Source organism: Ensifer sp. EB106-03-01-XG145, assembly GCF_058792075.1.
The window spans coordinates 20672-28850 of the sequence record NZ_JBYTEC010000036.1 but is presented as its reverse complement, the minus strand read 5'-3'; the positions used below and the strand labels follow the sequence as shown (position 1 = coordinate 28850).

Below are 8179 nucleotides of genomic sequence, written 5' to 3'. Positions count from 1 at the left end.
CAACCCCGAAACTCACGAAGCCAATGAATCACGGCTAAAGCCGTCAGGCCAGATCCTTTTTTCAACAGCCTGCTAGACGGATGAGTCCGTCCCATTGATAGTCGCCATAGAATAGCGCCAAGTTTCCCCAGGGCTTGAAATAGCAGAGGTCTCCGGGTCGCTCGTTGTCAAAAGGCCCGCTTCCCTGTTCGGTCAGCTTCCGAGGAAGGCGGACGATCTTCTCGTTGTTGCTGTAGTCTTCGATCGTAAGGTCCAAGGGTAACATAGAGGCAAAGTCACGAGCTGACGGGCTGTCGTAGAGCGTCGCCGTCATTTCAGATTTACCGAAAGTAAACTTCACGCGGACAGCGGCGGAACGCTGACCATCAACCGGAGTGGCCTCTAGGCCGAACCCGACACTTGGCACGATCATGGCGGCCCCCATTCCCAAGAAGAGATTTCTGCGACGTGTGATCATTGAGGCAGTCTCCTTGGCTTCACCGTTGAACGCCATGCAAAGAAAGCAAACAGGGACGAACCAAGCAGCGCAGCCGCCGCGAAGAAAAACGTGACCTGCCAGCCTGCCTCATCGAACAACACACCCCCTACGGAAGCGCCCAGCGTGATGGCGAACTGAATTGTCGCCACCTGTAGGCCGCCTCCGGCTTCAGCATCATCAGCCATGGTTCGGCTGAGCCATGTTCCCCACCCAACCGGCACTGCGGTCCCCAACAGCCCCCAACAGACAAGCAAAAGCGCCGTAGCGGGGATCGAGGTGCCGAACACGATCAAGCCAATGGCAACAACCGCCATCGCGACGGGCACCGTGCCTAGAATGCTGAACAAGCGGGACTGAAGAAGACCGCTGATCACATACGTTCCGGCGACCCCAGCTAGTCCCATCAGCAAAAGAAAAACCGAGAGGGTCGATATGGAGACGAGCGTCACTGTCTCCAGAAAAGGGCGCAGATAGGTGAAGAGCGCGAACTGCCCTGCAAAAAGGAGCAACATGGATGCCATGCCGAATGCCACGGGTCCCCGCAGGAGCAACTTGAACACGAGCGGCGATCGACCGGATCTTCTTGCAGGAAGCGACGGCAGGCTGACCCACTGCCAAACAAGGGCGGCCAGCGCGAGCGGAACAACCGCGAAAAACGCGCCCCGCCATCCAATGTAACTACCAAGCAAGCTGCCCAAGGGCGCTGAAATTGTAGCAGAAATGGCATTGCCCGCGTTTAACGTGGCGAGCGCCTTAGGAACAGAACCCGGAGGAACCAGACGCATGACGATCGCGGTCGACATGGACCAGAAGCCACCAATGGCTACGCCAAGCAGCGCGCGACCAACCATGAGAATTGGGTAGTTCGGCGCGAACGTGACGATCGTTCCGGAGACAATGAGGATCAGCGAGAAGGAAACCAACACGAGACGACGATCGATTCCGCGCGCCAGGTTCGAAATGAAGAGGCTGGTGAGGACGGCGAAAATCCCGGAAACCGATATAGCCTGGCCTGCACGTCCTTCGGTGACACCGAGGTCGCTCGCGATCGGCGAGAGAAGACTTACAGGCATGAATTCGGAAGAGATCAGCACTGCAACGCAGAGTGTCATCGCGAGAATCGCGCCCCACGCCGCGGAAGCCGCTTGGGGCCGAGGAAGGTTGTCTGAGTGAATGAGAGCTTGTTGGGTCATGTCCCGAACATAAGGCGGGCCAACTTATTTGATTACCCGGATCAATTCGCTTGCAGTTATCGATCTTGCTCATCAATGCGCACTTAGGGTGAATTTCCCTCCTGCCCATCCCAAGGCCTCCAACAGATTGCGGCCAAAGACGCAGCGGGCACCTGAACGGAACCTGCAAGCAAAAATAATGCCGGCGTGAAGCGATCACACCGGCATTCGATTTTATCGAATATTATCAGAACTTCGGCATCGTAACCGTGAAGAACAGGGAGTCTTCGTTAGCCTTGATGTCAACTGGGCCGTCCGAGGGCAGAAGCTCGATAGCAGTCTTGTCGCCGTAGGTCTTGCCGTCGACCGTAATGTTACCCTTGCCCATGAAAAGCACTTCGATCTGGTCGCGCGAGCCTGTGTTGAACGTAGCACCGCGGTCGACCTTGACGAAACCGATCTTGGTGTTGCGCTCGGTGAACGTACCCAGGAGCTTCGTCGAAACGCCCGGCGTGCCAGTTTCCACCCAGTCGTACGATTCCGGATCCATCATGACGACATCGTCGTAGCGTGCTGGGGCGAGAACCAGTTTCTTACCGGTCGCCTCTTCGTAGCAAGCGGTCGCGCCGTCCTGATTGTGCTTCTGCCCCTTTTCATCGATCCAGGTGAAAATGCCGTCCTTGAACTCTCCCTTCGCCTTGAGGGCTTCGTTTGCAGCCTCGCGACGCGGCGTGCTGAGGAAGCCGGCACCGCTTGCGCCACCGAACTGGATAACCATCATTTCCAGCCCTTCCGGGCGATCCTGCGGGCCGTAGTAAACACTTTCCGGGAAGTAGGCGACCGAGCCTTCACCCATGATCTTGTGCGGCGACGCAGGGTACTTGCCCTTGAGGACGTAACGGATCTGATCGAAGTTGTGGCGGTGACGCGGGGTGCCCCAACCGCCCGATCCGGTAAGGCCAACGTTGAGCAGATAGTTGTTCGGGGAGTCGTCGTCTCCTTGCAACAGGAACTTCTGATCGAGCTTGCCAGCTCGCATCGTACCTACTGCACCGCCTTCTGCGGTAGCTGCTTCTGAAATACGCATCTTTCACTCCTCTTATCTTCGGTGAGAACAATCCTGTTGCCCCTCAGATAATAGGAAAGTGGGCGGCTCCGAAATCCTCCCCAAACTCGAGCTATAACATCTTGTTATTGCTCCGCGCCCTCGACTCGCCAGCGCACTTGATCGCGACCATCGTTCGCTTCAAACCTTTAGCACAGCCCAACGACAAGAATGAACGAAGTCGGAACGCGGTAACCTAGCTAGTTTGGAATCTCATATGCAAACGCTCGAAACGCCCACGAAGAACCTGATGAAGACGCGCATGAACTCCGGCGAGCTTGCCGTCGGAATGGTTGTCCGCATCGTCCGCGGCGTTGAGATCGCGGCGATTGCCCGAAGCGCAGGCTTCGACTGCCTTTACATCGACCTCGAACACAACAGTTTCTCGCTAGAGACCGTCAGCCAGATCAGCATCGCGGCGGCAGCGCTGGGAGTGACACCGCTTGTTCGCGTGGCCGGACACAACAAAGCCGATATCAGCCGCGCCCTCGAAACGGGCGCGCAGGGCGTGATTGTCCCTCACGTAGAAACACGGGCCCAAGCGGAGGATATCGTCGAGGCGGCGTTGTTTCCGCCCAAGGGGGACCGCTCCCTTCTCGCGACCAACGCCCACACGCTGTTCCGCGGCGGCCCTGCAGCTGAGACCATGTCCAAGATGAACGAGGCAACCTTGGTTGTCGGCATGATCGAATCCGTGAACGCGGTCGAGAACGCAGCTGACATCGCATCAGTCGACGGAATGCACATGCTTCTCGTCGGCACCAATGATCTCTGCAACTCGCTTGGCATCCCCGGCCAACTCGACAGCCCTAAGGTCATGGAAGCCTACAAGCACGTCCTCGACGTCTGCAACGCCAACGGCAAGCATCTTGGTGTGGGAGGGCTCAATACCCGTCCGGAAATCGCCAAGGAGATCATCCGCATGGGTGCACGATATGTCTCAACGGGCAGCGACACTGGGTTCCTGATGAACACGGCGATCGCAACTGCTGCGTCGTTTCGCTGAGCCTAGACAGAACAAAGCCGTCAATCAGGCGGTCTGACGAAAACACACCTCGATCCATTGGACCGCACAGCGAAAGTCCAACGGGAAGTCTATTGGAGGACTATCGTGAACATCGGAACCGTATCGAACAATGTGGATTCACCCGTCCCGGCCCAAGCACGAGATTTCAGCGTGAAAGGCCAGGTGGTCCTGGTGACCGGTTCTGGCCAAGGTATTGGTCGGGAACTAGCCCGGCAATTCGCCGCAGCCGGCGCAATCGCCGTTATCGCCGACCTGAGCATCTCCAACTCTGAAAACGTCGCGAAGGAGATCGCGGACGCCGGCGGCAGGTCACTTGCTCTGTCGGTCGACGTATCGAAAAAGGAGTCGGTCGATGCGATGGTCTCTGCAGTCCACAAAGAGTTCGGCCGCATCGATGTGCTGGTCAACAACGCCTCCATTTTCTCCGCTCTCGTGAAGCGTCCGTTTGACGAAATTCCAGCTGCGGAATGGCAGAAGGTGATGGACGTCAACGTAAACGGCGTCTTCTACTGTGCTGCTGCGGTCGCCCCGGGGATGCGGGAACGCGGATTTGGTCGCATCATCAACATCTCGTCAGCCTCCGTTCACCGCGGCACCAAGAACTATCTGCATTACGTGACCTCCAAGTCGGCGTTGATCGGTATGACCAACTCGCTCGCTCGCGAACTTGGGCCGCATGGCGTCACCGCCAACTGCATTCGCCCCGGCACCGTTGCGACCGAAGTAGCGGAACGCAAAGCCAGCCTCACGCAGGAAATCATTCAGCGAAACATCGATCTCCAGTGCATACCGCGCACCATCGTCCCGTCGGACCTGGTTGGCATCACGATGTTCCTCGCCTCGCCAGCTGCGTCCTTCATCACCGGGCAAACGATCGCCTGCGATGGCGGCTACACCCATAGCTTCTGATTGGTGGATCGAGCGGAGCAATTCGATGAAACACTACGGAAAATTGTACATCGATGGCCGTTGGGTGGAGCCCTCAAAGGCTGGCCAGAAGCTGTTGACGGACCCGTATACGGAAGCGCCGTTCGCCTCCGTCACCACTGGTGGAACAGCGGCAGACGTTGACAAGGCCGCGGTAGCTGCACGGCGAGCGTTCAACATTTACTCGAAGACCTCGCTGAAAGAGCGAGCCGAGCTGATCGATCGTATCATTGCCGCCTACGAGGAGCGTGTCGATGAATTCGCCGACGTGATGGCGCAGGAAGTTGGGATTCCCGTCAGTGCCCGCGCTCAGGCAACTGGTCCCATTGGCCATATGAAGGTCGCTCGCGACCTCCTTAGAACGTATCATTTCGAAAGCCGCCTGGGCGACACCATCGTTCGACGCGAGCCGATCGGTGTTTGCGCTCTGATCTCCCCCTGGAATTGGCCCGTTCAAACGCCGGTGATCAAAGCGATCTATGGCATCGCCGCGGGCTGCACCGTCCTCCTGAAACCTTCGGATGCCTCTCCGATCAGCTCGGTCATCCTTGCCGAAGTACTCGAAAAAGCCGGCGTGCCCGCTGGTGTCTTCAACCTGGTCATTGGCAGGGGCAGCGAAGTCGGCGCGGCGATGTCCACCCACCCGGAGGTCGACATGATCTCCTTCACTGGGTCGACGTCAGCTGGTGCGCGAGTTGGCGAGGCAGCTGCGCAAACCATCAAGCGCGTTTCGCTCGAGCTTGGCGGAAAGTCAGCGAACATCGTTCTCAAGGACGCGGACTTGGAAAAGGCCGCTCGCTGGAACATCCAGCGTTGCTTCTTCAACGCGGGCCAATCGTGCCACGCCCCTAGCCGCATGCTCGTTCATGAGAGCCAGATCGATGAGGTGACCAAGTACCTGGTTGACGAGGTTTCGAAGTACAAGCTCGGTGACCCACGCGATCCGGCCACGACCATGGGACCGGTGGTCAACGAATCTCAGTACAATAGCATTCAGCGGTACATCCAGGTCGGCATCGACGAGGGCGCTCGCCTTGCCTGTGGTGGCACCGGGAAGCCCGAAGGCCGCAACCAAGGCTATTTCGTCAAGCCGACCGTGTTTACCCATGTGTCTCCGGAAATGACGATCGCCAAGGAAGAGATTTTCGGTCCGGTGCTCGCTGTGATCCCCTATTCTTCCGAGGACCAGGCCCTGGAAATTGCGAACGACAGCCCCTACGGCCTGGGCGGCTACGTCTTCGCAGGCGATCGAAAGAAGGGATACGAATTCTCTGCCGGCCTACGCGCCGGGCGCATCTGCTTCAATGGAGCAGCCACCAACTCGGTAACTCCAATGGGCGGGTACAAGCAGTCCGGCATCGGGCGGTCCATGGGCAGTGTCGGCCTTGAAGAATATCTCGAGATCAAATCCGTTTATGGCTTTGAGGAGGAGGCAAGAGGCTTGCCCGAATTCGCATGACATCACAGACCGGACGACGCACGCACAAAATCGCGGCCATTCCAGCTGACGGCATCGGCCCGGAAGTCATCGGAGCCGGCCTGGAAGTGCTCGACGTCCTGCAGCGTCGCTCGGAGGAATTGCGGATCGAGGTGACTCACTTCGACTGGGGTTCCGACTACTACCGCAAACATGGCCGGATGATGCCGGAAGACGGCCTTGAGCAATTGAAAGGTCACGACGCGATCTACTTCGGCGCGGTCGGTGCGCCGGATATCGCGGATCACATAACCCTCTGGGGCTTGCGCCTCCCGATCTGCCAGGGGTTCGACCAGTACGCGAATGTCCGCCCGACGCGGATCCTCCCGGGGATACCGACTCCTCTGCTCGGCAGGGGGGTCGGTGACCTCGACTGGGTCATTGTTCGCGAAAATTCGGAAGGCGAGTACTCAGGTCATGGCGGCCGTGCTCACCGGGGATTGCCTGAGGAAGTCGCTACGGAAGTGGCGATCTTCACGCGGGTGGGTGTAACGCGGATCATGCGCTTTGCCTTTCGCATCGCGCAATCGCGGCCGCGGAAGCAGTTGACGGTGGTCACGAAATCCAACGCCCAGCGCCATGGAATGGTGATGTGGGACGAAATCGCGGCTGAGGTTTCCAAAGAGTACCCGGACGTTACCTGGGACAAGGTGCTGGTGGATGCGATGACGGTTCGGATGACGCTTCATCCGCAAAGCTTGGACACCATTGTCGCGACGAACCTTCACGCTGACATACTTTCGGACTTGGCCGGCGCGCTTGCAGGGAGCCTCGGCGTAGCGCCCACGGCAAACATAGACCCGGAACGACGGTTTCCGTCGATGTTCGAACCGATACACGGATCGGCGTTCGACATCACCGGCAAAGGTATCGCCAATCCGATCGCCGCCTTTTGGACAGCATGTCAGATGCTCGATCATCTCGGCGAGACGGACGCTGCGGCTCGTCTGATGAAGGCGATCGAGTTCGTCTGTGCAGCCGGAATTTCAACACCTGACGTAGGAGGCACCGCGACGACACGAGAAGTGACCGACGCGGTGATCAAAGCAATCATGGGATCCAACACCTGATCGTTGGAGTGGAGTAGTAAAATGAAAGTTGGTGTCTTTGGTCTGGGATCGATGGGTTTCGGAATGGCTTCCTCCCTCCTTCGAGCGGGCCACGAAGTCTTTGGCGCAGACGTGAACCCTGACGCGGTCAAGCGACTTCACGCCGCGGGCGGTTCCGAAACCGCGCTGAACGCTGCAGCAAGCGAGCTTGATGCCGTCGTTGTCGTCGTCCTGAATTCGGCCCAAACCGAAGAAGTGTTGTTTGGCACGGACGGCGTCGCTTCGAAACTTTCCCCCGGTACGGTCGTCATAATGTGCGTCACGGTCGCTCCGGATTTTGCGCGCAGAGCTGCGGAACGCTGTTCTGCCTTGGGAATCCATTTCCTCGATGCTCCGATCTCCGGAGGATCAGTGAAAGCAGCCAATGGTAAGCTTTCAATCATGGCCTCTGGCACCCCGGAAGCGTTCTCTCGTGCACGGCCAACATTGGACGCTATGGCTGAGACAGTCTTCGAGCTTGGCGACGCCGCGGGGGCAGGCTCGGCAATGAAGGCCGTGAACCAGATGCTTGCTGGAACTCATATCGCTGCAATGGCCGAGGCCATCACTTTCGGCATCACGCAGGGCATCGATCCTCAGACTTTCCTCAAGGTGATCCCCCAATGTGCCGGCACAAGCTGGATGCTCGAGAACCGAGCTCCGCATATTGCCTCGGGCGACTATACGCCTCATTCGGCGATCGACATCTGGCCCAAGGACCTGGGTATCGTGCTCGACGTGGCCCGCACTTCGAAGTTCTCGGCTCCTCTTACTGCGGCAGCACTCCAGCAGTTCGTTGCGGCGTCGGGCATGGGACTGGGCCGCGAAGACGATGCAGCTGTGGCTAAGATATACGCACGTAACGCCGGGATTGAACTCCCTGGCGTGAAGTCCGGGTCGTAACC

Annotated in this window: 8 protein-coding genes; 5 read left to right on the top strand and 3 right to left on the bottom strand. The window is 58.4% G+C overall.

The annotated features are described in order from the left end of the window. Positions 1–61 precede the first annotated feature (61 nt). From AC3WWH_RS32905 to AC3WWH_RS32895, 3 genes are all read right to left on the bottom strand, one after another. Entirely contained in the window at positions 62–457 is a 396-nt protein-coding gene (locus AC3WWH_RS32905) for a cyclophilin-like fold protein (RefSeq protein ID WP_492377565.1), read from the bottom strand. Further along, complete coding sequence (locus AC3WWH_RS32900; RefSeq protein ID WP_492377564.1) at positions 454–1671, bottom strand: MFS transporter; 1218 nt, start codon at positions 1669–1671, stop codon at positions 454–456. Before AC3WWH_RS32900 ends, AC3WWH_RS32905 begins: the two co-directional genes overlap by 4 nt. A gap of 226 nt (positions 1672–1897) precedes the next feature. Next, positions 1898–2737, bottom strand: coding sequence for a hypothetical protein (locus AC3WWH_RS32895; RefSeq protein ID WP_492377563.1), 840 nt, complete (start codon positions 2735–2737; stop codon positions 1898–1900). Between the two features lie 235 nt (positions 2738–2972). Between AC3WWH_RS32895 and AC3WWH_RS32890 the strand changes: the two genes are divergently transcribed. The 5 genes from AC3WWH_RS32890 to ltnD all read left to right on the top strand — a co-directional run bounded on the left by AC3WWH_RS32890 (position 2973) and on the right by ltnD (position 8177). Further along, complete coding sequence (locus AC3WWH_RS32890; RefSeq protein WP_492377562.1) at positions 2973–3761, top strand: HpcH/HpaI aldolase family protein; 789 nt, start codon at positions 2973–2975, stop codon at positions 3759–3761. Positions 3762–3866: 105 nt separating this feature from the next. Then, on the top strand, positions 3867–4691 hold the full coding sequence (locus tag AC3WWH_RS32885) for an SDR family NAD(P)-dependent oxidoreductase (RefSeq protein ID WP_492377561.1): 825 nt from the start codon (positions 3867–3869) through the stop codon (positions 4689–4691). A gap of 25 nt (positions 4692–4716) precedes the next feature. Continuing rightward, positions 4717–6168, top strand: coding sequence for an aldehyde dehydrogenase family protein (locus AC3WWH_RS32880; RefSeq protein WP_492377560.1), 1452 nt, complete (start codon positions 4717–4719; stop codon positions 6166–6168). Continuing rightward, positions 6165–7256, top strand: a complete 1092-nt coding sequence (locus tag AC3WWH_RS32875; RefSeq protein ID WP_492377559.1) for a tartrate dehydrogenase — start codon at positions 6165–6167, stop codon at positions 7254–7256. The genes AC3WWH_RS32880 and AC3WWH_RS32875 overlap by 4 nt, the downstream gene beginning before the upstream one ends. A gap of 21 nt (positions 7257–7277) precedes the next feature. Beyond that, positions 7278–8177 (top strand): L-threonate dehydrogenase, encoded by a 900-nt coding sequence (ltnD, locus tag AC3WWH_RS32870; protein WP_492377558.1) that lies wholly within the window; start codon positions 7278–7280, stop codon positions 8175–8177. Positions 8178–8179: the final 2 nt, after the last annotated feature.

Coding starts and splice junctions, on each gene's coding strand:
- AC3WWH_RS32905 (WP_492377565.1), bottom strand. CDS start 457: ATGATCACACGTCGCAGAAATCTCTTCTTGGGAATGGGGGCCGCCATG.
- AC3WWH_RS32900 (WP_492377564.1), bottom strand. CDS start 1,671: ATGACCCAACAAGCTCTCATTCACTCAGACAACCTTCCTCGGCCCCAA.
- AC3WWH_RS32895 (WP_492377563.1), bottom strand. CDS start 2,737: ATGCGTATTTCAGAAGCAGCTACCGCAGAAGGCGGTGCAGTAGGTACG.
- AC3WWH_RS32890 (WP_492377562.1), top strand. CDS start 2,973: ATGCAAACGCTCGAAACGCCCACGAAGAACCTGATGAAGACGCGCATG.
- AC3WWH_RS32880 (WP_492377560.1), top strand. CDS start 4,717: ATGAAACACTACGGAAAATTGTACATCGATGGCCGTTGGGTGGAGCCC.
- AC3WWH_RS32875 (WP_492377559.1), top strand. CDS start 6,165: ATGACATCACAGACCGGACGACGCACGCACAAAATCGCGGCCATTCCA.
- ltnD (WP_492377558.1), top strand. CDS start 7,278: ATGAAAGTTGGTGTCTTTGGTCTGGGATCGATGGGTTTCGGAATGGCT.